General features: G+C 68.7%; 22 protein-coding genes, 1 tRNA gene and 1 other RNA gene. 17 read left to right on the top strand and 7 right to left on the bottom strand.

Annotated elements, in window-relative coordinates:
- Nucleotides 1-121: 121 nt before the first annotated feature.
- Entirely contained in the window at nt 122-3,007 is a 2,886-nt protein-coding gene (gene secA / locus AFR_RS05865; protein WP_023358980.1) for a preprotein translocase subunit SecA, read from the top strand.
- 2,083 nt (nt 3,008-5,090) lie between these two features.
- Here secA and AFR_RS44810 read toward each other — a convergent pair.
- The 3 genes from AFR_RS44810 to AFR_RS05880 form a co-directional block, all read right to left on the bottom strand.
- Nucleotides 5,091-5,636 (bottom strand): Rv3235 family protein, encoded by a 546-nt coding sequence (locus tag AFR_RS44810; RefSeq protein WP_084297914.1) that lies wholly within the window; start codon nt 5,634-5,636, stop codon nt 5,091-5,093.
- A gap of 119 nt (nt 5,637-5,755) precedes the next feature.
- The gene (locus tag AFR_RS05875; RefSeq protein ID WP_023358981.1) at nt 5,756-5,968 is read right to left on the bottom strand and encodes a helix-turn-helix domain-containing protein; all 213 of its coding nucleotides are present in this window, start codon (nt 5,966-5,968) and stop codon (nt 5,756-5,758) included.
- A gap of 61 nt (nt 5,969-6,029) precedes the next feature.
- On the bottom strand, nt 6,030-6,482 hold the full coding sequence (locus AFR_RS05880; protein ID WP_023358982.1) for an Lrp/AsnC family transcriptional regulator: 453 nt from the start codon (nt 6,480-6,482) through the stop codon (nt 6,030-6,032).
- 92 nt (nt 6,483-6,574) lie between these two features.
- Between AFR_RS05880 and AFR_RS05885 the strand changes: the two genes are divergently transcribed.
- Both AFR_RS05885 and AFR_RS05890 read left to right on the top strand, forming a co-directional pair.
- Complete coding sequence (locus AFR_RS05885) at nt 6,575-6,997, top strand: thiosulfate--cyanide sulfurtransferase (RefSeq protein ID WP_023358983.1); 423 nt, start codon at nt 6,575-6,577, stop codon at nt 6,995-6,997.
- A gap of 117 nt (nt 6,998-7,114) precedes the next feature.
- Nucleotides 7,115-7,576: a DUF6912 family protein gene (locus AFR_RS05890; protein ID WP_193786371.1), complete on the top strand. Its 462-nt coding sequence runs from the start codon at nt 7,115-7,117 to the stop codon at nt 7,574-7,576.
- Here AFR_RS05890 and AFR_RS05895 read toward each other — a convergent pair.
- Nucleotides 7,551-8,582 carry a hypothetical protein gene (locus AFR_RS05895; RefSeq protein ID WP_238547237.1) on the bottom strand — a complete coding sequence of 344 codons (1,032 nt, stop codon included), beginning with the start codon at nt 8,580-8,582 and terminating at the stop codon, nt 7,551-7,553. The two genes, AFR_RS05890 and AFR_RS05895, sit on opposite strands and share 26 nt — an antisense overlap.
- A 125-nt stretch (nt 8,583-8,707) precedes the next feature.
- On the opposite strand from AFR_RS05895, the gene pruA reads away from it, so the two are divergent.
- The 10 genes from pruA (at nt 8,708) to AFR_RS05940 (ending at nt 18,441) form a co-directional block, all read left to right on the top strand.
- On the top strand, nt 8,708-10,336 hold the full coding sequence (gene pruA, locus AFR_RS05900; protein WP_023358986.1) for an L-glutamate gamma-semialdehyde dehydrogenase: 1,629 nt from the start codon (nt 8,708-8,710) through the stop codon (nt 10,334-10,336).
- A gap of 276 nt (nt 10,337-10,612) precedes the next feature.
- Nucleotides 10,613-11,128: a PadR family transcriptional regulator gene (locus tag AFR_RS05905; protein WP_041840642.1), complete on the top strand. Its 516-nt coding sequence runs from the start codon at nt 10,613-10,615 to the stop codon at nt 11,126-11,128.
- Between the two features lie 66 nt (nt 11,129-11,194).
- Nucleotides 11,195-12,310 (top strand): peptide chain release factor 2, encoded by a 1,116-nt coding sequence (gene prfB, locus AFR_RS05910; protein WP_023358988.1) that lies wholly within the window; start codon nt 11,195-11,197, stop codon nt 12,308-12,310.
- A gap of 161 nt (nt 12,311-12,471) precedes the next feature.
- The gene (ftsE, locus tag AFR_RS05915; RefSeq protein WP_023358989.1) at nt 12,472-13,152 is read left to right on the top strand and encodes a cell division ATP-binding protein FtsE; all 681 of its coding nucleotides are present in this window, start codon (nt 12,472-12,474) and stop codon (nt 13,150-13,152) included.
- 63 nt (nt 13,153-13,215) lie between these two features.
- Nucleotides 13,216-14,091 carry a permease-like cell division protein FtsX gene (gene ftsX, locus AFR_RS05920; protein WP_023358990.1) on the top strand — a complete coding sequence of 292 codons (876 nt, stop codon included), beginning with the start codon at nt 13,216-13,218 and terminating at the stop codon, nt 14,089-14,091.
- A gap of 118 nt (nt 14,092-14,209) precedes the next feature.
- A complete protein-coding gene (locus AFR_RS05925; RefSeq protein WP_041840643.1) occupies nt 14,210-15,460 on the top strand; it encodes a M23 family metallopeptidase in 1,251 nt (416 codons plus the stop codon).
- A 76-nt stretch (nt 15,461-15,536) separates the two neighbouring features.
- On the top strand, nt 15,537-16,013 hold the full coding sequence (smpB, locus tag AFR_RS05930; RefSeq protein WP_023358992.1) for an SsrA-binding protein SmpB: 477 nt from the start codon (nt 15,537-15,539) through the stop codon (nt 16,011-16,013).
- A 46-nt stretch (nt 16,014-16,059) separates the two neighbouring features.
- Nucleotides 16,060-16,731: a cellulose binding domain-containing protein gene (locus AFR_RS05935; RefSeq protein WP_023358993.1), complete on the top strand. Its 672-nt coding sequence runs from the start codon at nt 16,060-16,062 to the stop codon at nt 16,729-16,731.
- A gap of 53 nt (nt 16,732-16,784) precedes the next feature.
- Nucleotides 16,785-17,164, top strand: a transfer-messenger RNA (tmRNA) gene (ssrA, locus tag AFR_RS44480).
- Between the two features lie 557 nt (nt 17,165-17,721).
- Nucleotides 17,722-18,441 (top strand): DUF8817 family protein, encoded by a 720-nt coding sequence (locus AFR_RS05940; RefSeq protein WP_023358994.1) that lies wholly within the window; start codon nt 17,722-17,724, stop codon nt 18,439-18,441.
- Nucleotides 18,442-18,467: 26 nt separating this feature from the next.
- On the opposite strand, the gene AFR_RS05945 is transcribed toward AFR_RS05940, so the two are convergent.
- Nucleotides 18,468-19,139 (bottom strand): hypothetical protein, encoded by a 672-nt coding sequence (locus AFR_RS05945; RefSeq protein ID WP_023358995.1) that lies wholly within the window; start codon nt 19,137-19,139, stop codon nt 18,468-18,470.
- Between the two features lie 108 nt (nt 19,140-19,247).
- On the opposite strand from AFR_RS05945, the gene AFR_RS48330 reads away from it, so the two are divergent.
- Nucleotides 19,248-20,054, top strand: coding sequence for a response regulator transcription factor (locus AFR_RS48330; RefSeq protein ID WP_274519491.1), 807 nt, complete (start codon nt 19,248-19,250; stop codon nt 20,052-20,054).
- Here the strand turns inward: AFR_RS48330 and AFR_RS05955 are convergent.
- Both AFR_RS05955 and AFR_RS05960 read right to left on the bottom strand, forming a co-directional pair.
- Nucleotides 20,051-20,740, bottom strand: a complete 690-nt coding sequence (locus AFR_RS05955) for an aggregation-promoting factor C-terminal-like domain-containing protein (RefSeq protein WP_023358997.1) — start codon at nt 20,738-20,740, stop codon at nt 20,051-20,053. The genes AFR_RS48330 and AFR_RS05955 overlap by 4 nt on opposite strands.
- A 30-nt stretch (nt 20,741-20,770) precedes the next feature.
- Complete coding sequence (locus AFR_RS05960) at nt 20,771-21,577, bottom strand: S-methyl-5'-thioadenosine phosphorylase (RefSeq protein ID WP_023358998.1); 807 nt, start codon at nt 21,575-21,577, stop codon at nt 20,771-20,773.
- Nucleotides 21,578-21,702: 125 nt separating this feature from the next.
- Here AFR_RS05960 and AFR_RS05965 point away from each other — a divergent pair, with 125 nt between their 5' ends.
- The 3 genes from AFR_RS05965 to AFR_RS05975 all read left to right on the top strand — a co-directional run bounded on the left by AFR_RS05965 (nt 21,703) and on the right by AFR_RS05975 (nt 23,074).
- The gene (locus AFR_RS05965) at nt 21,703-22,260 is read left to right on the top strand and encodes a YqgE/AlgH family protein (protein ID WP_023358999.1); all 558 of its coding nucleotides are present in this window, start codon (nt 21,703-21,705) and stop codon (nt 22,258-22,260) included.
- Between the two features lie 74 nt (nt 22,261-22,334).
- A tRNA-Ala gene (locus AFR_RS05970) sits at nt 22,335-22,407 on the top strand.
- A 91-nt stretch (nt 22,408-22,498) separates the two neighbouring features.
- Nucleotides 22,499-23,074: a hypothetical protein gene (locus AFR_RS05975; protein ID WP_023359000.1), complete on the top strand. Its 576-nt coding sequence runs from the start codon at nt 22,499-22,501 to the stop codon at nt 23,072-23,074.
- Nucleotides 23,075-23,081: the final 7 nt, after the last annotated feature.

The raw sequence follows: 23,081 nt of genomic DNA on the forward strand, positions 1-23,081 counted from the left end.
TGTCAGCGAACTTCTTGGTCCTTTTAGCCCTCTTTGCGAGGTTAATGGGAGGCTCGGGTCACGGCCACCCAGACGAGACGCCTACGATGGTTCGGCAGACCGTCTAGGGGAGCGTTGACCCGTGTCGATTTTGGAAAAATTCCTGCGCGCCGGCGAAGGCCGCATGGTGCGACGGCTCAAGGCGATCGCTAACGCGGTCAACTCGATCGAGGACGAGTACACCGACCTCAGTGATGACGAGCTGCGGCAGTGCACCGAGAGCTTCAAGGAGCGCGTCGCCGACGGCGAATCGCTTGACTCGCTGATGGTGGAGGCGTTCGCGGTCGCCCGCGAAGGCGCCCGGCGAGTCCTCGGCCAGCGCGCGTACGACGTCCAGCTGATGGGTGGTGCCGCCCTGCACTTCGGCAACATCCCGGAGATGAAGACCGGTGAGGGCAAGACCCTGACCGGCGTGTTCCCCGCCTACCTCAACGCGTTGAGCGGCGAGGGCGTGCACATCATCACCGTGAACGACTACCTCGCCCAGCGTGACGCCGAGTGGGTCGGCCGCGTGCACGTCTTCCTCGGGTTGTCCGTCGGCGTGATCCTGCCGAACAGGCCGGCCGCCGAGCACCGCGCGGCCTACGAGTGCGACATCACGTACGGCACCAACAACGAGTTCGGCTTCGACTACCTGCGCGACAACATGGCGTGGTCGGCCGCCGAGCTGGTCCAGCGCGGCCACAACTTCGCCATCGTCGACGAGGTCGACTCGATCCTCATCGACGAGGCCCGCACGCCGCTGATCATCTCCGGCCCCGGCGAGCACTCCGCCCGGTGGTACGGCGAGTTCGCCGCCCTGGTCGGCCGCCTCCAGAAGGGCACCGACGGCGAAGGCGACTACGAGGTCGACGTGGCCAAGCGCACCGTCGCCGTCACCGAACGCGGCGTCGCCCGCGTCGAGGACCGCCTCGGCATCGACAACCTGTACGAGTCGGTGAACACTCCGCTGGTGGGCTACCTGAACAACGCCATCAAGGCCAAGGAGCTCTACCGTAAGGACAAGGACTACATCGTCGACGAGAACGGCGAGGTCCTGATCGTCGACGAGTTCACCGGCCGCATCCTGCACGGCCGCCGCTACAACGAGGGCATGCACCAGGCCATCGAGGCGAAGGAAGGTGTGGAGGTCAAGCAGGAGAACCAGACCCTGGCGACCATCACCCTCCAGAACTACTTCCGGCTCTACAACAAGCTCGGCGGCATGACCGGTACGGCGCAGACCGAGGCCGGCGAGTTCAACCAGGTCTACAAGGTCGGCGTCGTCTCCATCCCGACGCACCGCCCGATGATCCGCATCGATCACCCGGACGTCATCTACAAGACCGAGAAGGCCAAGTTCAACGCGGTCATCGAGGACATCGCCGAGCGCCACGCGACCGGCCAGCCCGTCCTCGTCGGCACGGTGTCCGTCGAGAACTCCGAGATCCTCTCGACCCTCCTGCGCAAGCGCGGCATCCCGCACAGCGTGCTGAACGCCAAGTTCCACGCCCAGGAAGCCACGATCATCGCCCAGGCCGGTCGCAAGGGCGGCGTCACGGTCGCCACCAACATGGCCGGCCGCGGCACCGACATCCTCCTCGGCGGCAACCCCGAGTTCCTCGCGGCGAGCGAGCTCCGCCAGCGCGGCCTCGACCCCGTCGAAGACCCGGAGGAATACGCCAAAGCCCTCGAAGAGGTCCTCCCGAACTGGAAGGAAGCCTGCGAGGTCGAAGCCTCCGAGGTCACCGCAGCCGGCGGCCTCTACGTCCTCGGCACCGAACGCCACGACTCCCGCCGCATCGACAACCAGCTCCGCGGCCGCTCCGGCCGCCAGGGCGACCCCGGCGAATCCCGCTTCTACCTGTCCCTCCAGGACGACCTGATGAAGCGGTTCCGCGCCGGCGCGGTCGAAGCAGTCATGGACCGCTTCAACATCCCCGAGGACGTGCCCATCGAGTCGAAGATGGTCACCCGCCAGATCCGCAGCGCACAGACCCAGATCGAGGGTCAGAACGCTGAGATCCGCAAGAACGTCCTCAAGTACGACGAGGTCCTCAACAAGCAGCGCATGGTCATCTACGCCGAGCGCAAGCGCGTCCTCGACGGCGAAGACATGCACGACCAGGCCCAGCACATGATCGACGACGTGATCGCCGACTACGTCACAGCCGCCACGTCCGACGGTTACGCCGAGGACTGGGACCTCGACCAGCTCTGGGTCAGCCTCAAACGCCTCTACCCGGTCAGTGTCACCATCGAAGACCTCATCGAGGACTCCGGCGGCGAACGCACCACCCTCGACCAGGAATACCTCGTCGAAGAGCTGAAGAAGGACGCCCAGGCGGCGTACGCAGCCCGCGAGGAAGAACTCGGCGAAGAAGCAGTCCGCGAACTCGAACGCCAGGTCCTCCTCGCCGTCATCGACCGCAAGTGGCGCGAACACCTCTACGAGATGGACTACCTGCAGGAAGGCATCAGCCTGCGGGCCTACGCCCAGCGCGACCCGGTCGTCGAGTACCAGCGCGAGGGCTTCGACATGTTCAACCAGATGATGGAGGGGATCAAGGAAGAAGCCGTCGGCTTCCTCTTCAACCTCGAAGTCCAGGTCGAAGAAGCCCCGACCGTCACGGTCGACCCGTCCCAGGCCGTCGCCATGCCGGGCTCCGAGCCCGGTGTCGAGGTCCGCGCCAAGGGCCTGGGCGGCAACCGCCGGCCGCAGGCCCTGCAGTACACGGCGCCGACAATCGACGGTGAAGCCGGTGCTGGGGCACCGCAGATCCAGCAGGAGCAGCAGGCTCCCGCTCTGGGTCTCGGCGGGTCTCCTGTTGTGCCGGCCGGGCCTGCGCACTCGGCTGCCAACCGGCAGGGCCGGACGTCCTCGTCCGGTCAGGCCGAGGCCAGCAACGGTCCTTCTCGGAATGCGCCTTGCTACTGCGGGTCCGGTAAGAAGTACAAGCGTTGCCATGGGGCGCCTGGAGCTGTCTGATCTGTTTCGTAATTAGCGGCCCGCGAACTTTGCGGGCCGCTTTTGCGTTTTCGGGGGGTGGGCTTGGGGGCGGGGATGACCCACTCCGGGCGGTCAGGCTTGATCCCTCCGTGGGTCATCCCCGCCCCCAAGCCCGTTGTGGTTCCGGTTTCCGGGTCGGCGCCGGGTCGGATTGTCCGGCTTTCGGGTCGGCGACTGCCTTGTTGTTGGTCGCTGTCCTGGTCCCGCCAGGTGGCCTTCTGAGCGACCGGTCATGTTTCTAGCCGGATGTCGGCAGCGCTTGATGTTGAGCCATCTCCGTCTGCCGGTCTCGAGGTGCTCGGCGGGCAACAACTCAGCGGATGTGCCGCCTCGGCCCCGCCATCGGCGCTTCGCGGGCTTGAGTCCGTCACCGGGGCGCGGCGCCCTGCCGGCCAGCTCGACCCGCCGACTCTCTACCGCAGCGTCCGTGCAGCGGTGCTGTTACCTGATGCGTGCGGCGCTGCCCTCGTCAGCCACTGCTACCAGCGCCGCTCTGGTGGTTGGGGTTGGCGTGGTCGTTCCGTTTCGTGTCGTCGGCATCGGCTATGAGGCCAGGATCCGACCGGCTGGCGCACTGACCTTCGCCCTCGGTCAACCGGGTCACGCCGCTCAGTCCGGGTTCGACCCGCGGCCGCGCCCGCCCACCCGGCGCGGTTCGCGCACCCGGCACGGCCCGCCCACCGGCACGGCCCGCCCACCGGCACGGCCCGCCCACCCGGCACGGCCCGCCCACCGGCACGGCCCGCCTGGCGGCCCGGCTCGCCAGTTCAGCGCCCAGCTCAGCGGCCGGGCTGGCCCAGCCCGGCGGCCCGGCTCGTCCAGCTCAGCGGCCGGGCTGGCCCAGCCCGGCGGCCCGGCTCGTCCAGCTCAGCGGCTTGCCCAGCGGGCAGGCAAAGACGATCGCGGGCCGGTTGAGGTCGCGGTAGTGAGGAAGGGCGCAAGGTCACCCCAACATCGGTGAAGTTGGGCCTATCGAGGCGTGCTGAAGGCCCAACTTCGCCGATGTTGGGGTGACCCAGTCCCGCGCAGGCCCACTGCGCCGACGGTTGGCAAATGTGGTCGTGGATGAATCCGACTACAGCGAGGCTGGTGCAGAAAGGGGTGCCGCGCCCACTGACGATGCGGAGGCCCGCGCGGGAGGCTGGCCGAGGGCCACAAGGTCACCACAACATCGCTGAAGTTGGGCTTACCAAGAGCTGCTGAAGGCCCAACTTCAGCGATGTTGGGCGGCTGGCCCGGCCCAGCGGCCCGGCTCGCCTGGCCCAGTGGTTCGCCCACGGCCCGGCCCAGCGGACCGGCTCGTCCGGCGCGGCGGCCCGCCCACGGCTCGGCGGCCCGCCCACGGCTCGGCGGCCCGCCCACGGCCCGGCTCGCCCGGCCCGGCGGCCCGCTCACGGCCCGGCGGCCCGGCTCGCCTGGCCCAGTGGTTCGCCCACGGCCCGGCCCGGCGGCCCGGCTCGTCCGGCGCGGCGGCCCGCCCACGGCCCGGCGGCCCGCTCACGGCCCGGCGGCCCGCCCACGGCCCGGCCCGGCGGCCCGGCTCGCCTGGCCCAGTGGTTCGCCCACGGCCCGGCCCGGCGGCCCGGCTCGTCCGGCACGGCGGCCCGCCCACGGCCCGGCGGCCCGCTCACGGCCCGGCGGCCCGCCCACGGCCCGGCCCGGCGGCCCGGCTCGCCTGGCCCAGTGGTTCGCCCACGGCCCGGCCCGGCGGCCCGGCTCGTCCGGCGCGGCGGCCCGCCCACGGCCCGGCGGCCCGCTCACGGCCCGGCGGCCCGCTCACGGCCCGGCGGCCCGCCCACGGCCCGACCCGGCGGCCCGGCTCGCCTGGTCCAGCGGCCCGCCCACGGGCCGGCGGCCCGCCCACGGCCCGGCTCGCCCAGCCCAGCGGCCCGCCCACGGCCCGGCCCGGCACTGCGCGGCTCGGCCTGGTGCAGCGCGCCAGTGCGGTCTGGTTTTGTCCAGCCGGCTGCTGTGGTGGGTGGTGATGTGGCCCGGGACGGCCATCGCTTGGGGATCGGGGGACGCCCCGGGGGTTCTAGAGGAGGTGGAGGGTGGTGGCTTGTCAGAGGTCGTTGTGGAGTTCGAGGCGGAGGGCGAGGGCGAAGGTTCGGTCGGCGGTCATGAGGATCAAGGCTGCTTCGACGGCGCCGGGGCGGGGTTCGCAGAGTTGGAGGCGGAGGACCACGACCGGGCTGGGGCGGCGGGGTCGGGGTCTGGTGGGGGTGCGGCGAGCCTGAGCTACGCGTTGGGCGGCTGCTCGGCCTTCGGCGAGGACCGTGAGGACTTCGCGGGGTTGGGTCAGGGGGCGGAGGTGGGCCGCCGGGCGGTTGCCGTTGAGGACTTCGACGCAGAGTTTGACGAAGCGGCGGACCGCGAGTTTTGCGTCCGAGGAAACGCCCGAGACGATGGTGCGTTTGACCGGGGGTGGGGGAGCCTCGGGCGGGGGTGGTGGGGCGGCGATCAGGTGGGCCCAGTCGAGGGCGAGCTGGTGCGGGTTGGGCCAGGTTTCGGGGTCGCGTTCGTCGTCGAAGGGGGGTTCGTGGCGTGGGGCCGGACGGAGTCTGATCGCTGGTCTGGGGCCTTGCCTCGTCACCTCGACCGTCGACATGCGCGCCCGCCAATCCTTGCGTTTGCTTTCGTTTGCCTGTGATGACGAGTCTGGACGGGCGAGTTGAGACGCGTCAATGCCTTGTGCACGGGCTGTGGATAACGGAGAAGAACCCCTGGTCAGTCGGGGTCGCGGTCGGTCAGGGGATTGTTTTCGACCCAGACTGCCGTTTCGTCGTATTTCTGCTGGATGTATTCCTCCAGCTTGGCGCGTTCGACGCGCCACTGGCCGCGGCCGCCGATCTTGATGGCGGGGAGGTCGCCGCTGCGGACCAGGTGGTAGACCTGGGAGTCCGAGACGTTCAGCTCTGCCGCTACGTCCGACAGCAGCATGAATCTGGACTCCACGCCGGGCTCCTTCCCTCACCAACACACTCAGTTTGCCACCGTTTGCTTACGACGGGGACACCGCACGACCGGGGAGTGGGCTGGAGTAGACCACGCTCGTGGTTACCGAGCCGAGGCCGGAGATGCGGCCGGTGACCTCTTCCAGGTGGCGCATCGAGCGGGTCAGGACCTTCAGGACGAAGCAGTCCTCGCCGGTGACGTGGTGAGCTTCGATGATCTCGGGAGTGGTGTCCAGCAGGGCGTGGAACGGCTTGTAGTTGCCCGTGGGGTAGCGCAGGCGGACGAAGGCCATCACCTGCAGGCCCACGCGGTCCGGGTCCACGGCGGCGCGGTAGCCGGCGATCACTCCGGCTTCCTCGAGGCGGCGAACCCGATCGGCTACGGCGCTCGGGGACATGGCTACCGCGCGGGCCAGGTCGGCGTAGGAGGCTCGGCCGTCGCGCTGGAGTTCGGCCAGCAGACGCCAGTCCGTCTGGTCGAGCGTGGGATCCACGGGCATGGGCGCAAACTACCGTTGATTCGAGCGCGAGAACAACGGGAGGCCGTGGAGCGCGCCTGTCGGCGTACCGGAAAAGATCTTAGGTTTTGGGCATGACGATGAGTGCTGAGCGGGCCGCCGAGATTTTTGCCGAGCGGCTTGCGACCCAGACCGATGTGGCTGACGTGCAGGCTGCGCTGACTGCGGCCGTACCCGGGTTTGTGCTGGTGGATTCTCGCTCCGACGCCGCGTGGGCTCAGGGGCACGTGCCCGGCGCGCTGCATCTGCCGACCGCGGAGATCGCCGAGAGGGCGGCCGAGGTGCTGGATCCGGCGGTGCCGGTCGTGACCTACTGCTGGGGGCCCGGGTGCAACGGCGCGACCCGGGCGGCGCTCGCGCTGTCGATCCAGGGGTACGCCGTACGCGAGATGATCGGCGGAGTCGAGTACTGGATCCGCGAGGGATTCCCGCTGCGGACGGCCGGTGGGGACGTGGCGCGGGAGGCCGATCCGCTGGTTGTCGCTTGTGGGTGCTGAGGGCGCCAAAAGCCTTCCGGTAGCGTCCCCCGCGGTGTAATACGGGGGACGTCAATCGCAGGGGGAAGAGTGCCGATCACCGATCTGGTCCGGGTCTACGTGCCGGCGACCGTTCCGATGCTGGCCGAGATGCGCACGACCGGGCAGCTCGGCGCGGGTCCGGTGGTGGCACACGCCGTCACCCCGGCGCTGCGCGAGTGGTACGCCGAAGGCGACGAGGAGGAGCTGGAGTACGTCGCCTTCACCCGCGCCGCCCAGGCCGCGCTGCAGCTGCTGCGCCACGACCCCAAGGCTCCGCGCCGCCGGGTTGTCGTCTCGGCCGATGTCGCGTCGACCGCCCTGGTGCGGGAGGACGTCGAGCTGGGTTCGAGCACCGTGCGCCTGCCGCAGCCGATCTCCCTGAAGGAGGTCGCGTCGATCCACCTCGACGGCCTGTCCGCGGCGGCGGAGATCGGCGCCGCGGCCGACGTGGTCGAAGAAGCCCTCGCGGGCGACCCGGACGCGCAGTTCACGGTGGACGGCGCCGAGGATCACGAGCTCGAGTGGTACGCGGTCACGGAGCTGGACGAGTTGCTGTAGAAGGCTCGTCGGCCCGTGCCTCCTGCTCGATCGCGTCCGGATCGACCGGAGGGGAAGCCGGAGCCGGGGCGGGAGCGGGGGCGGCCGCGGGTGAGCCCATCGTGCGGCCCACCGCGATCATGCCGGTGAACGCGCCCACGAAGAGGACGATCAGGCCGTTGTTGAGCCGGGAGCCGCTGAGCATCTGCTGGACGGTCAGCTCGAGCTCGCTGACCTTGCCGGCCAGCTCCAGCACCCGGGAGCCCGCCGTCCGCGTCAGCGCCTCACCGACGATCAGCAGCAGGCCCGGGCCGGCACCGGCGAGCGCGTAGAACGGCCAGCGCACGTCGGAGCCGCTGCGGCGGCGGGCGCGGCGCAGCACCCGGTAGGCCACGACGGCCCCGGCCACGCCGCTGAGCACCGACTGGAGCAGCGCGAACCAGCTCGCCGCGCCGGTCTGCGACGCGGCGGTGTCGCCGGAGCCGAGGGCGGACAGCAGCGGGTCCTGCAGGTAGTTGAGCACGAAGCCGACGACGAACACCGCGACCGCGCCCCAGCACACCGCCGCGATGACCCGGGGATAGCGCAGGCCCGCGAGGGCGCCGCCGATCGTGGCCGCGGCGGCGACGGTGCCGCCGACCACGGCGTACAGCCAGCCCTCGGTGTTGATCGTGATGATCGAGAGGGCGCCCAGCGCGCCGAGGCCCAGCCCCGCGCCGGTTGCGATGATGAAGCGGACCGTGACGCCGGGAGTGCGGCCTCCGCGGGTCAGGAAGGCCAGGACGGCGAGCGCGACGGCCGCGCCCGCGACGAGGCTGGCGGAGATCGCGCCGGGCAGGGCGTACGCCGTGGAGGTGACCTCCATCTCGACGTCCGCGCGGCCGGTGATCGTGGCCCGGGCGGACCACAGCATCGCGGCCATCCAGACGACGCCGACAGCGGCCAGCAGGATGCCGTTGGAAGGTGCCCGTTCCGCGCCCTCCTGAGCGCTCTCGGCCGCCTCGACCTCGCTGTCCACCTCACTCATGCGCCTCAGGGTACGCGGGCCCGCAGCGCCTCCTGACGCCCCCGGAGAGGCGTTTGCTGCGTGCGAGGATGGAACGCGACACACGATGTCAGGACACAAGCACCCACGAGGTCGAGGAGTACGTGATGGACGCCCTGCTTGCCGTGCCGGAGCCCCGGAACGAGCCGGTCCGCAGTTATGCCCCCGGCAGCCCCGAACGGGCTTCGCTGCAGGCGCGGCTCGATGCCATGGCCGGCGAGCGGCTGGACCTGACGATGACGATCGACGGCACCCGGACCATGGGTGGCGGGAACACGATCGACGTCGTTCAGCCGCACAAGCACAGCCACGTGCTCGGTGTCACCGGCAACGCCACTCACGCGGACGCCACGGCGGCCGTGGCGGCGGCCAAGCGGGCCGCTCCGGGCTGGCGTGCCCTGCCGTTCAGCGAGCGCGCCGCGGTCTTCCTGCGGGCCGCCGAGCTGCTCGCCGGTGGCTGGCGTGACACCCTCAACGCCGCGACGATCCTGGGCCAGTCGAAGTCCGTCTACCAGGCGGAGATCGACGCGGCCTGCGAGCTGATCGACTTCCTGCGCTTCAACGCCGCGTTCGGCGAGAAGATCCTCGGCGAGCAGCCGCAGTCGTCGCCCGGCGTGTGGAACCGCTTCGACCACCGCCCGCTCGAGGGTTTCGTCTACGCGATCACGCCGTTCAACTTCACCGCCATCGCCGGCAACCTCCCGTCGGCGCCCGCCCTGATGGGCAACACGGTGGTCTGGAAGCCGTCGCCGACCCAGCAGCTGTCGGCGCACTTCACGATGCGGCTCTTCGAGGCCGCGGGTCTGCCGCCCGGCGTCATCAACATGGTCACCGGTGACGGGCTGGCTGTGTCCGACGTGGTGCTGGCCGATCCCGACCTCGCGGGCATCCACTTCACCGGCTCCACGGCGACCTTCCGGCACCTGTGGCGTGAGGTCGGGTCGAACATCGACCGCTACAAGGCGTACCCGCGGCTCGTGGGGGAGACCGGCGGCAAGGACTTCGTCTTTGCGCACGCCAGCGCCGACGTGGACATGCTGCACACCGCGCTGATCCGCGGCGCCTACGAGTACCAGGGTCAGAAGTGCTCGGCGGCGTCCCGGGCCTACGTGCCGCGTTCCATCTGGGAGGGCGGCCTGCGTGACCGGCTCGCGGCCTCCGTCTCCTCGATCCGGTACGGCGATGTGACCGATCTGTCGACCTTCGGCGGCGCCGTGATCGACGGACGGGCGTTCGCGAAGCACGCCTCGGCTCTCGACCGGATCAAGAACAGCGCCTCGTGCACCGTGCTGGCCGGCGGGACGGCCGACGACAGCGAGGGCTTCTTCGTCGCGCCGACGCTCGTGGAGTCGACCGACCCGGCACACGAGATCTTCACGACCGAGTACTTCGGTCCGATCCTCGGCGTCCACGTCTACGAGGACGGTGCTTTCGAGACCGCGGTGGCCCAGGCCGAGGCCGTTTCCCCGTACGCGCTGACGGGCTCCATCTTCGCCACCGACCGCACAGTGGTGGATTGGGCGGCCGGAGCCCTGCGCAACGCGGCCGGCAACTTCTACATCAACGACAAGCCGACCGGTGCGGTCGTCGGGCAGCAGCCCTTCGGCGGTGCCCGCGGCAGTGGCACGAACGACAAGGCCGGCTCGGTGCTGAACCTCCACCGGTGGGTCTCGCCGCGGACCATCAAGGAAACGTTCGAGGCGCCGACCGACTGGCGCTATCCCCACATGGGATGATTGTCCTCTTTGTGGGCCGTTGCGTGTTCTTCACGTGGCGGCCCACGTTTTTGTGCCCGGGGGCCGCGGCCTTTGGAAGGGTTGCCGACCTACAGCGCCGTCTGACCGTTTTCGTGAACCATTTTACCGCGCGAGATCGCTCCACAAGGGCAAAACGCCCGGTCACGACCCTCGTGGTCGGACTGTCTGTGCGGGACAGTCGCTTGTGGAGACGCAAATTGGGCGGATCGGGCGAAATCCTGGACGCCGGGACGACAAAGTGGCAGCTTAGAAGGCATGCCCGACTCTCAAATCAATCCCACGGCTGCCGCCCTTCTGGGCCTGCTCCACGAGGGCCCGATGACCGGTGGACAGCTCATGGCGGCTGCCGAACGCCGCCTCGGGCCGTACTGGTCGATGACGCGGAGCCAGGTCTACCGCGAACTCCCGGTGCTCGCCGAGATGGGCTTCGTCCGCCTCGGCAAGCCCGGACCGCGGTCCAGCCAGCCCTACGCCATCACCGCCAGCGGCAAGCGCGCCTTCAGCCGCTGGCTGGCCGAGTCCCCGGGTCGTGACGCGATCCGTAACCCGGTCGCCCTGCGGGTCGCCTTCGGCAGCCAGCATTCCGGCAATCAGCTCAAGACGCTCTACACGGGCGCCAACGAGTACCACTCCGAGGCTCTCGCCATGGCGCGCGAGCAGGCCAAGGAAGCGAAGAAGGCCGGCGACGCCTACGGTGCGGCCGCCCTCGAGTTCGCTGTGGCGTACCACAAAGCAGCCCTGAGCTGGCTCAAGGTTGCTCCCGCCGAGTAATCACCGAAGCACGAACTACCGGCCGCCCGGCCGGTTGACCGGCCGGGCGGCGTATTCTCGACAGTCGTGAGTGCAGCCGACTTCCCTGAACAGCTCAAAGCCCTCGACGCCACCCTCCGCAACATCGAGAACGTCCTCGACGTGGACAAGCTGCGTCGTGACCGGGCGGTGCTCGAGGAGCAGGCCTCCGCCCCCGACCTGTGGGACGACCAGGCCCGGGCCCAGGAGGTCAACTCCCGGCTCTCGTACCTGACCGGTGAGATCCACCGGATGGAGAAGCTCCGGCAGCGCATCGACGATGCCGAGCTGCTCCTCGAGATGGCCCAGGACGCCGACGACGAGGGTTCCATCGCCGAGGTCGGCGACGAGCTCGTCTCCCTGACCAAGGCCGTCGAGGAGATGGAGGTTCGTACCCTCCTGTCCGGCGAGTACGACTCCCGCGAGGCCGTCGTGGCCATCCGTGCGGGTGCCGGTGGTGTCGACGCCGCCGACTTCGCCGAGATGCTGATGCGGATGTACCTGCGCTGGGCCGAGCGCCACGGTTACCCGACCGAGGTCTACGAGACCTCGTACGCCGAGGAGGCGGGCCTCAAGTCCGCGACCTTCGCCGTCAAGGTGCCGTACGCGTACGGGACGCTCAGCGTCGAGTCCGGCACGCACCGTCTGGTGCGGATCAGCCCGTTCGACAACCAGGGCCGCCGGCAGACGAGCTTCGCCGGTGTCGAGGTGATGCCGGTTGTCGAGCAGACGGACCATATCGACATTCCGGACAACGAGCTGCGGGTGGACGTCTACCGTTCGTCCGGGCCTGGTGGACAGAGCGTTAACACGACCGACTCGGCTGTGCGCCTCACGCACATTCCGACGGGCATCGTCGTGACGTGTCAGAACGAAAAATCCCAGCTTCAGAACAAGGCCTCCGCGATGCGGGTGCTCCAGGCGCGACTGCTCGAACGCAAGCGTCAGGAGGAGGAGGCGAAGATGGCCGGCCTCAAGCAGGACACCACCGGATCGTGGGGCGACCAGATGCGCAGCTACGTCCTCCACCCGTACCAGATGGTCAAGGATCTGCGTACTGAGCAGGAGACGGGCAACCCTTCGTCGGTGTTCGACGGTGAGCTCGACGAGTTCATCGAGGCGGGCATCCGGTGGCGCAAGCAGACCCAGATCGCGGCGGGCTAGGGGTGCGACACGCCGCCTGACCGTTCGTTCAGGCGGCGTCCGCCGGACCGGTGAACCCGGCCGTCCGCGCGGGGGAGGTCCACGACGTCCGCATCATCTGTGCCAAAATCCAGCGACCGCCGGGGTTGGCGTTTTCGTTACACCGCGTAGACTCTCGACCCGTGATTCAGCTTGAGAACGTGACTAAGACGTATCCAAAGGCGTCTCGGCCGTCGCTGGACGATGTCAGCGTCGGAATCGAGAAGGGTGAGTTCGTCTTCTTCATCGGCCCTTCGGGTTCCGGCAAGTCGACGATCATCAAGCTTCTGCTGCACGAGGTGGCCCCCTCGCGCGGCAAAGTGGTGGTTAACGCCAAGGACGTCACCACCATGCGGTCGTGGAAGATCCCGCACTTCCGCCGCTCGATCGGCTGTGTGTTCCAGGACTTCCGCCTGCTGCCCAACCGCACCGCGTACGAGAACGTGGCGTTCGCCCTCGAGGTGATCGGCAAGACCAAGGCCGTCGCCCGCCGGGTGGTGCCCGAGGTTCTCGAGCTGGTCGGCCTCGGTGGCAAGGAGCACCGCTACCCGCACGAGCTGTCGGGTGGTGAGCAGCAGCGTGTCGCCGTGGCCCGGGCGTTCGTCAACCGGCCGCTGATCCTGCTGGCCGACGAGCCCACCGGTAACCTCGACCCCGACACCTCCATCGAGATCATGCGGCTGCTGGACCGGATCAACCGGACCGGCACGACGGTCGTGATGGTCACCCACGACTCCAACATCGTCAACCAGATGCGCCGACGGGTCATCGAGATCGAGAGCGGACGGATCGTCCGCGACCAGGCCCGCGGCGTCTACGGCTGACAGCCGGGCCGCGCCCCCCAACTGCTTTTGATGTAAGCCGCGGAGTCCCGGAAGGAACCCCCGATGCGTTTCAAGTACGTCCTCAACGAGGTGCTGGTCGGCCTGTGGCGAAACGTCACGATGACCATCGCCATGATCATCACCATGTCGGTCTCCCTGACCATGCTCGGCGCCAGCGTGCTGATGTACATGCAGGTCGACCAGATGAAGAGCTATTACTACGGGGAGATCGAGGTCTCGATCTTCCTTCGTGAGGACGTCACCGAGGCTCAGCGCGCCGCCATCACCCAGGCGATCGACACCAACGGCCTCGTGCAGAGCAAGACGTACGAGACCCGCGCCCAGGCGTTCGAGAAGTTCAAGGTGCTCTGGCGCGACTCGCCCGACTTCGTGAAGTCGGTCGGACCGGACAGCTTGCCGGAGTCGTTCCGCGTCAAGCTCAAGGACCCGGAGCAATACCAGGCGTTCGCCGAGCAGATCCAGGGCCTTCCGGGCATCCAGGACATCGTCGACCAGCGTGAGTTGCTCGACAAGGTCTTCAAGATCTTCAACGCGATCCAGGTGGGAGCTCTGGTTGTCGCGGGCTTCATGGCCTTGGCGGCGCTCCTGCTGGTCGGTAACACGATCCAGGTGGCCGCCTACAGCAAGCGGCGAGAAGTCGCGGTCATGAAGCTGGTGGGTGCGTCCAACTGGTTCATCCAGGCGCCGTTCGTGCTCGAGGCGGTGGTGGCCGGCCTCATCGGCGCGATCCTCGGCTTCGTGTTCATCTTCATCGGCAAGGTGGTCCTGCTGGACGGCCGATTGCAGGCCCTGACGAACGTTCTGACCCCGATCCCGGACGGCAACGTGTGGCTGATGCTGCCGCTGCTCGCCGGTGTCGGAGCCGGCGTCAGTGCGATCACCGCCTGGATCACCCTGCGGTTCTACCTGAAGGTCTGACACCTTCCGCTTCCGATCGCCGCGCATCCCACCGGGGTGCGCGGCGATTGTGGTTTTCGGACGGTTAACCGCCCGATCCGGCCAATTGTCACTAATAGTCGGAGTACGGTGACTCTTCGTGGAGTTCTCTCATCGTCGACACAGCCGGATCGCCGTCGTACTGAGCGTGCTCTGCGCCGCGGGGCTGTCACTGGCCGCACCTGGCGCGGCCGTGGCGGGGCCCGACAACGACGCCAAGCGCGCCGGACGTGCCGTGGAGCGAGCGGAAGCGATCCTCGAACACGCCACCGCCACCGCCCGCAACGCCGCCCGGCGCCTGGAAACCGCGACCGCCGCGCTGCCGACCGCGCAGAAGAAGGTCGCCACCACCCGCGGCATCGTCGCGGCCGCCTCCGTCGAGGCCGCCACGGCGCGCCGCAAGGCCGACGCCGCACGAGCGTCCTACGGGAAGGTCGCCGACCGCTTCGAACAGGCCCAGGAACAGGTCGTCGAGGCCCGCGACCGCGTCGACGAGATCGCCGCCGCGTCGTACATGGGTGGCAACTTCGCCACGCTGAACGTCCTCGTCGGCGCCCGCGGGCCCCAGGACGCCATGGACCGGCTCGGACTCGTCGACCAGGTCATGCAGAAGCAGCAGGAGGGTGTCGACCAGCTGCTCGGGGCGCGGCGCTCCGCGCGTACCGAACAGGACAGGGCCGGACTCGCCAAGCGGGTGGCCGAAGAGGCCGAGAAGGAAGCGGCCGACAAGCTCGAGGCCGCCAAGGACGCCCAGGTGGCGGCGCGGCGAGCCCGTGCCGCCGTCATCGAGCTCGCGCAGAGCCGGCGGCAGGCGCTGTCCGTGGCCCGCTCCCAGCGCTCGGCGGTGCTGGCGAAGTACGAGGCCGCCAAGGCCGAGGAAGCCCGCATCCAGGACGCGCTCCGGAACTGGGACCAGAAGACCGGCGGCAGCACGTACCTCGGCGGCAAGCTGCTGATGCCCGTCCACGGCTGGAAATCCAGCGACTACGGCACCCGGTACGACCCGTACTACCGCGTCTGGCAACTCCACGCGGGCACGGACTTCGCCGCCGGTGGAGGCACACCGATCCACGCGGCGGCCAGCGGCCGGATCATCCAGGCGGGCTGGGCCGGCGGCTACGGCAACTACACGTGCATCAGCCACGGCAAAAAACAGGGCCGGGGCTTCTCCACCTGCTACGGCCACCAGTCCAAGATCCTCGTCCACGTCGGCGAGTACGTCCGCCGCGGCGAGGTCATCGGACGCGTCGGCACAACGGGCGCCTCGACCGGCTTCCACCTGCACTTCGAGACCCGGTTCGGCGGCGTCCCCAAGAACCCGCTCAACTATTTACCCGGATGCCTCTGCTGAGCGTCCGCGCGTACCATTGGAGAGGTCCGGCCAGACGGCCGGGCCTTTCTTTTGCCTTTTTTCCAAGGAGTTCCTGATGCCACGCGAACAGGGGCGCAAGGTCGTGGCCTCGAACCGCAAGGCACGGCACGACTATGCCATCCTCGACACCTACGAGGCCGGCATGGTGCTGACCGGCACCGAGGTCAAGTCGCTGCGTCTCGGCCGGTCCTCGCTGGTCGACGCGTTCGGCCACGAGAACAACGGCGAAATCTTCCTCCACGGGATGCACATCCCGGAATACACCCAGGGCACCTGGACCAACCACGAACCCCGCCGCGTCCGCAAGCTCCTGCTCAAGCGCGACGAGATCGCCAAACTCATGGGCAAGCTCCGCGACGACGGCGTCACCCTGGTGCCCCTCTCGGTCTATTTCAACAACGGGTACGCCAAAGTCGAACTCGGACTGGCCAAGGGCAAGAAGGCGTACGACAAGCGCCAGGACCTCGCGAGCCGGGACGCCCAGCGTGAGATCAACAAGGCGATGGGCCGCCGTAGCAAAGGCATGGACTGACCGGTAATCTCGCCGCGGCCCACCCGTCGCGCGAAGGGACCGCAGTTTGTCCGCCAAGCACTCCACCGCCTTCCCCCTGAGGCGGTACGGCTTCATCGCCGGGGCAGCGACCCTCCTCGTGGTTCTGGTCGCCTGGGTGGCCGTGCGAGCGGTCGGGCCGGTGTCGCAGGACAACCGGACGCCGCTGATGATGCAGCCGACGATCCCGGTCGGGGACACGTCCTTTGCGCCGTCCCCGTCCGCGTCCCCGTCGCCCTCGCTGTCCCCGTCCCGCTCGCCTTCGCCCCGGTCGTCGCCCTCACCGTCGCGTTCCCGGTCGGCGTCAGCGTCGGCGTCGGCTTCCGTCTCTGTCTCGGCCTCCGACTCGGCCTCTCCCAAACCGACGCCCGCCCGTACGACGTCGACGCCCGTTCCCGCCTCACTCAGCGCGCGGTACCAGGTCGGTGCCGGCTGGGACCGCGGCTTCGTCGGCTGGGTCCAGATCACCAACACCGGCCAGACAGCCGCCACCTGGACCGTGAAGATCAGCTACCCGTCCCGGGCCGGGGTACGCATCACCAACGTCTGGAACGCCCAGCGCGACGGAAGCTCCTTCACCGGCGGCCCCCTCGCCCCGGGCGCCTCAGCCAGCTTCGGCTTCGAAGCAACCAAGCAGGTCAGAGACAAGATCAGCCCCACCGCCTGCACGATCAACGGCGCGCCGTGCCGCATGAGCTGATACCGGAATGAACTCCGGGCCCGGACACGTTAGAGTTGACGGGTACACAACTGGGGGGTGACTGGTTTCGACTTCGTACGTGGAGACAGGGGAAGCGAGCCGAGGAAGCCGACGTCGTCTCGAGAATCGGTCGTCGGAAATTTATAAGCGCCAAGCAGAATAGCGCTGACTCGTACGCTCTCGCCGCCTGAGGCGAGTAGCTAGAGTCTGTCGGTCTGGGAGTTCCTCCGGCCCAGTAACCGGCATCAGCTAGGAGGATGGCCAACAGGACCCGGTCGCGGGGTCCTCACGGCGAGATTAATTAGCGACTGGGCCCGTCACGGCAACTCGCTCACGTGATTGCCGGGGCCGAGTAGAGACATAGTGAGCTGCGCTCGGAGAAGCCCTGACAAAACAACGAAGGACCCGGGTTCGATTCCCGGCACCTCCACGAGGTCCTGAGGCCCTCCTGTCCGCGGAAAGCGCGGACTGGGGGGCCTCGTCATGTCTGCTCCGGGGGCCGAGCCCCCGGAAGCCCCACGGTGCGGCACGTTGCGCGTGATGGGTGGTAGCTCATGTTCGCTCCGAGGCCTAGCCTCCGGAAGCCCCCACGGTGCGGCGCGTTGCGCATGGCGGGGGTTGCTCTGCGCGGCGTTTGATGCCGCATGTTTGCTCCGGGGCCTAGCCTCCGGAAGCCCTCACGGTGCGGCACGTTGCGCATGGCGGATGGTTCCTTTGCGCGGCGTTCGGTGCCGCATATCTGCTCCCGGCACCTCCACGAGGTTCTGAGGCCCTCTCTTTCGCGGAAGGCGCGGATCGGGGGGCCTCGTGATGTCTGCTCCGGGGTCGAGTTCCGGGTTTCCCGCCGTGTTGCGGGTGGTGGGTGGTTGTTCTGGGCGGCGTTCGGTGGGGCTGATGCTGACTGGGTTGCATCGGCTGAATGGGTGGGCGCGGGCGACGATCGGCTATTTCTATGTGCGAGGGGGTGGGTGGGGCGCTTAGGAAGGACGCATGAGCAACGAGGTGACCGTTCCACTGCTGCCCTGCGGGTCGATCGACGACATTGAGAACTTTTATGGGGTTCTTGGCTTCAGTACTACGTACAAGCAGCGCAAACCCAACGCCGCGGTGGGTTTGCGGCGGGAGGATTTGCATCTGCAGTTTTTTGAGATTGCGGGGTTCGAGCCGGAGCAGTCCTACGGGTCCTGTCTTGTGCTCACCGAGGACATTGCGGGGCTGCACAGGGCTTTTGCTGCCGGCATGCGGGCCGCGTACGGGAAGGTTCTGGTGGCTGGGGTGCCTCGGATGACGCGGCCCCGGGCTCGGAAGAACGCCGACGGGGTGGGCGGGTTCAGCGTCGTTGATCCGGGCGGCAACTGGATTCGTGTTTTTCAGAAGCCCGACACGATGTCTGCGACGGCACCTGCGGCGGCCGGGCGACTTGCCAAAGCGTTGGCGAATGCCGTTGTGCTGGCTGACTCCAAGGGGGACGTGGGGCAGGCGGCCCGGATCCTCGACAGTGCGCTGGCTCGGCCGCAGGACGACGATGACCCCGTCACCCACGTCGAGGTTGTGGTGTACCGGGCGGAGCTGGCGATCGCGCTCGATGACCGGGAGACCGCAGTGGAGATGCTGGCCCGGGTGGAGCGCATCGCGCTGAACGCCGACGAGACCGGGCGGGCGGCGCCCACCTTCGAGATCGCTGCCGACCTGGCAGCGGCGTTGCGCTGAGTCCAGGGGCTGCCGACACACGGCGGTCAGGTCAAGGGCCAACCGGTTTCCTTGGTACGGGTGGCCTTGTCGGAGCAGAAGTCGATGTGAGCCACGTGGGGCCAGAAGCCGGCTCGGAGGCGCGTCACGGTGCCGGTCGTGTCGGTTTCGAAGGCGTAGTGGAGCGACGAGGCTGACGGTTCCGAGTCGGGGGAGTCGAGGTCGGTCACCCAGATGAGCTGGCCGCCCGCCCTCGAGGGGACGTCGCGGGCGTACACGGCGTTCTTGCCGTAGGCCTTGATGATGTCGTCGGTGGTGCTGCCCAGGCGGATGCCCTCGGTGGTGGCGGTGTCGGGCCGCTCCACGACGAAGGCGACCACGGCCAGATCCGTGTTGGTGATGGCGGCTACGCCGAGGTCCTCGTTCGCGGCCAGGCCGCAGGTGTTCGTCTGGCCGGCGTTGAGGAAGTCGTGGTTGTCGAACGCGGCCTCCATGTCGGAGGTGCTGACGTCGAGGACCTGCCGGTTGAGTTCGAGGCCGGGGAGACCGTTCTGGGTGAGCACCAGGGCGGCGGAGCGCTGGGCGGGTTTGCTAACGGTCTGCTTCTTGGGGCGTGGTGCCGGGGGTGGGGGTGGCTCGTCTCCGCCTCCGGCTGCGCAGGCGCCCAGGACGATCGCCACGACCACCGCGGCGGCACTGACGGGTTTGCTGACGGTCATCGTTTTCCTCATCACCGGACGGGAGCTGTCGGCTCAGTCTCGGGTTCGGTGCCCGCCGGGAAAATGCGTGGTTCTGCGTACGGTGCTGGGCCCGTACGCTGGCGGTTGATGTCTCTGTCCGGTGTGCAGATGGCCCTCGACGTGGCAGCTGTCGCGGCCGAGTGCCGCACGGTGGGTGAGGTGCAGTCGCAGCTGCTGCCCGCCCTGGCCGCCGCCACCGGCGCCGAGATCGCGGTCTACCACCAGATCGCGCTGGGCCCGGAGCTGGAGGAGTACGGCGTTCCGTGGCCCGACCACGACTCGTTCGCCACGGTTCTCGAGCCTTACCCGGCCGTCATGCACGAGTCGCCGCTCATCCGGCATTTTGTCCGGCATCCCGGTCCCGGCGTCATCGGTGTTTCCGAGCTGGTGTCCCGGCGGGAGTGGCGGGAGAACGCCGTCTACCGGGAGTCGCTCCGGCACCTCGGTTTCGGTGACCAGCTGGCCCTGGTGTTCTCGCTCAACGACGGGAACGGGCACGCCATCACCCTCGGGCGGCAGGGGCGGGCCTTCAGCCGTCGCGAGGGTGACCTGCTGCGGCTGGTCGAGCCGCACGTCCGCGCGGCCGTACGGCGTTCGCTGGAGGCGCCTGACGCCTACCGGGTGGTGCACACGCGGCGGCAGAGGGTGCGGTGGGCGGTGCGGTCAGGCCCGGCTATCGCCGCCGCCGGGACAGCTCCGGCCCTGACCGGCCGGGAGCTCGAAGTGCTGGCCCTGGTGGCGGGTGGCCTCTCCAACCAGCAGATCGGCCGCCGCCTCGGTCTGGCCCCGCGGACCGTCGACAAACACCTCGAGAACGCGTTCGGCAAGCTCGGTGCGCACAGCCGGGTCGAGGCCGTGGTGAACCTGCGCGTACGCATGGCTCACGTTCTCTAGTAGTTGCCGTTGTTCTGGAAGTTGGACCAGGCACCGCACGGGGTGTTGTAGCGGCCCTTGATGTAGCCCAGACCCCACTTGATCTGTGTGGCCGGGTTGGTCTTCCAGTCGGCGCCGGAGGAGGACATCTTCTTGCCCGGGAGGGCCTGCGGGATGCCGTACGCGCCGGAGCTGCGGTTCTCGGCCCGGTAGTTCCAGCCGCTCTCGTGTTTCCACAGCTTGTCGAGGCAGGGGAACTGGTCGAGGCCGAAGCCCTTGTCCAGCATCAGGGCGCAGCCGATGGCGCGGCTGCCGCTGTAGTCGTTGCACGAGGAGGGGATGGGGCCGGCGTACGGGACGGGGCCGCCGTTCTCCAGGGCTTTCTTGCGGGCCGCGGCCGCCTTCTTCACGGCGATTGCACGAGCCTCGAGTTTTCTGCCCTTGGCGGCGGCTGACCGGGCCTCTGCGGTGGCCCTCTCGGCGGCGTTGCCCTCCGCCTGACGCTGCTGGGCGCGGGCGGCTGCGTGGGCGCCCTGGCGCAGCTTCAGCAGCTGCATGTCCGCGGCCTCGGCCTGGAGGACGTCGGGGGCGGCTGTGCCCGGCTCGGCCGAGGCGTTCTGGCCCAGGTAGATGCCGCCGACCAGGCCGGTGGCGAGCAGGCACACCGAGGCGAGCCGGATGCCGATCCGGCTCCAGAGCCGCTTCACGAGGTTTCCTCCGTCGGGGGGTTCGGGGGATCAGGGAAGATCGAACGGGAGCTTGATGCCGTCGAGCGCGGTCCGGCACGAACAGGTGCGCTCGGCCGGCAGCCGGCCGACGGCATCCAGCAGCACGTCGCGGAGCTTGGCGGTGTTGTCGGCGAAGACCTTGAAGACCTCCTCCTGGGTGACACCGTGGTCGCCCTCGACGCCCGCGTCAAGATCTGTGACAAGTGCGATCGCCGTGTAACAGAGAGCAAGCTCGCGGGCCAGGACGGCTTCGGGGTGGCCCGTCATGTTGACGATGGCGCCGCCGATCGAGGTGAACCAGCGCGACTCGGCCCGCGTCGAGAACCGCGGACCCTCCACGACGATCATGGTCCCGCCGTCGACCGGGCTCACCGTCTCACCGGCAGCCAGGACCGCCCGGCGGCCGTCCGGACAGTACGGGTCGGCGAACGAGACGTGCACCGCGCCGGAGTCGTAAAACGTCTGCTCACGCCCGCTGGTGCGATCGATGAGCTGGTCAGGGACCACAAAGGTGCCCGGTCCGAGCTCCGGCCGCAGGCCACCGACCGCACACGGCGCGATGATCTGGCGTACGCCCAGCGAGCGCAACGCCCACAGATTGGCCCGGTAAGGGATCTTGTGCGGGGGGAACCGGTGATCACGACCGTGCCGGGGGAGGAACGCGACACGCCGCCCGCCGACGTCGGCAACAGTGATCGGATCCGACGGCTCACCGTAGGGCGTGGACACCTGATGTTCCGTCGCGCCGTCGAGGAGGGCGTACAGCCCGGATCCGCCGATGACGCCGATCTCCGCCTCTGGGGGTCGCTCGTTCATGCGCAGACCTTATCGGTGGCTTGAAACGCAAGCTAATGTGCCAAGCATGGCGTTGACCGAAGGCCTCGCGCGGCACAGGGTGGGCTGCCGTGTTCAGTGAAGAGCAGCGCATCGGAGGTCGGTCTATGGAGTCGATGACCGGTCAGCTACTGGTCGCGACCCCGACCCTCAAAGACCCCAACTTCGACCGTACGGTCGTGCTGCTCGTCGCCCACGAAACCGGCGGCGCCCTGGGCGTGGTGCTGAACCGCGCGACCGAGGTGCCCGTCGCCGACGTCCTGGGCAACTGGGGCGAACTCGCCGGCGACCCGGCCGTGCTCTTCGAGGGCGGCCCGGTCCAGCCCGAATCCGCTATCTGCCTGGCCCGGACACGCCCGCAGGTGAAAAAACGTGTGTCCGGCTTCCACCAGGTGTCCGGCGCCCTCGGCACGGTCGACCTGTCCGCCGACCCCGACCGCCTCCGCGACAGCGTCGCGGGCATCCGGGTCTTCGCCGGATACTCGGGCTGGTCCCCCGGCCAGCTTGAGGAGGAGATCGCCGCGGGCTCGTGGTTCGTCTTCGACGCACTCCCGGGTGACCCGTTCGTCAGCCGCCCCGACGACCTGTGGGCCATGGTCCTGCGCCGCCAGGGCGACATCCTGGCCGCAGTCGCCCACTTCCCCCCGGACGTCTCCCTCAACTGACGCCCCCTCCGCACGAGGGGGCCCGGGGAGTGTGTAATATTCCGTGAGTGCCCGGGGAGCCCCGGGGACGGCAAGGGGCTGTGGCGCAGCTGGTAGCGCACCACACTGGCAGTGTGGGGGTCAGGGGTTCGAGTCCCCTCAGCTCCACCCTTGGACAAAGGCTCGGCCATCGGCCGAGCCTTTCTTGTTTGCCAGACCGCCTGACAGCGGATCCGTCGGCCGAGAGCGAAGTGACGCGATGACCACCTCTGCCGGGTCTAGGACGCGGTTCAAGGCGTCGGTCTTCCTGAGCTATCCGAAGCCGTTCATGCAGCGTCAGCAGGCCTTCATCGAGCGCATCTGCGGATATCTCGACGACCGGGGCTTCAGTCCCCGCACCCTCGGAGTGACCGACTACGACCTCGATGCGCCGTTGAAGGCGGTTCGGCGGCTCATGCTGGAGTCCAACGGCCTGATCACCGTGGCTTTCCGGCGGACGTATATCGAGAAGGGCACCGGGAACCACCGGACTGATCTCAGTGACCGGCAGAGTTACGAGGTCGACGGCAGGTGGACGACCAGCCCGTGGTCGCAGATCGAGCCGGCGATGGCGTACCAGCTCGGTCTGCCGATCCTGATCCTGCGGGAGGAGGGTGTGATCCCGGAGGGAATGCTGCAACGCGGCGTCGCCGGGATGTACATGCCCGAGTTCGATCTCGGTACGTCGCTCGACGACTATTTCGGCTCGCCGGAATGGAATGACGTGATCTTCAAGTGGGAGGCGCAGGTCCGGACGGTTGTCGACCGGAAGGGATCGCCGCCCAAGCTCTACTGACCGGCGG

Source organism: Amorphoplanes friuliensis DSM 7358 (assembly GCF_000494755.1).
Lineage (GTDB): Bacteria > Actinomycetota > Actinomycetes > Mycobacteriales > Micromonosporaceae > Actinoplanes > Actinoplanes friuliensis.